Origin of the sequence: Bartonella sp. AA83SXKL (genome assembly GCF_042196965.1) — a bacterium.
In the GTDB taxonomy this organism is placed as follows: Bacteria; Pseudomonadota; Alphaproteobacteria; order Rhizobiales; family Rhizobiaceae; genus Bartonella.
In genome coordinates this window covers 1-677 of sequence record NZ_JBHIRG010000216.1, presented here as the reverse complement: position 1 = coordinate 677, position 677 = coordinate 1, and the positions used below count along the sequence as shown (strand labels likewise).

Genomic DNA, 677 nt, shown 5'->3' with positions numbered 1-677 from the left:
AAATCCCTTACACCTGAAAAAGAAAAAACACCTCTCTCACATAAAGAAATTGCAAGCAGAGTTCAAAACGATCTCTCTGTTCAACGTGCTCAAATAGAAATCTACAATTGGTGTAATATTGTTTATAATAACCCACTTGTTTTGCAACATACCACTGAAGATATCAAAAAAATTCCCATGCTAGGAGAAGAACTCTCATGGCAAGTTGCAAACTTTTCTACAATATTTGCTCCGCTTGCTGGCAGGCAAGTGCTTGGCATAAAAAATAACGCACGTAAACATGCTGAAGAAGCTATTCCCTCCCTATGCACTGCCATTGATCATTACACAGAGATTGTAAAACAAGTAAGAGAGGACATTGTAAAAAACCATCAGGAACAATCTCCAAAGAAAGATAAAAACGTGAAACGACAGCAAAGCTTATCGAAACCTCCTAAATTACCTGAGCGCTCAACAGAAAGCCCACGTCATCAGGCTTTGGAAGCCTCTAGGCAAGCACAACAAAAACCGTCGAACGTTCGATCAAGCGAAGCTGAGAAAACACAAAAAATGGTGCTGGCACTCTAAAGATGCATCAGCTTTCATCTGACCTTTCGGTACTTATCACTTTATAAAAAGTCCCCAAGCAGTATTGGGCAGTATTACGGAAAATCTATAACACCCCCTCCCCGTCATGT

1 protein-coding gene is annotated in these 677 nt (G+C 40.2%); it reads left to right on the top strand.

Translation table 11 applies throughout. The annotated features are described in order from the left end of the window. The coding region (locus ACFINO_RS10710) for a BID domain-containing T4SS effector (protein ID WP_375655831.1) at nucleotides 1–567 on the top strand (567 nt) is incomplete at its 5' end. Nucleotides 568–677: the final 110 nt, after the last annotated feature.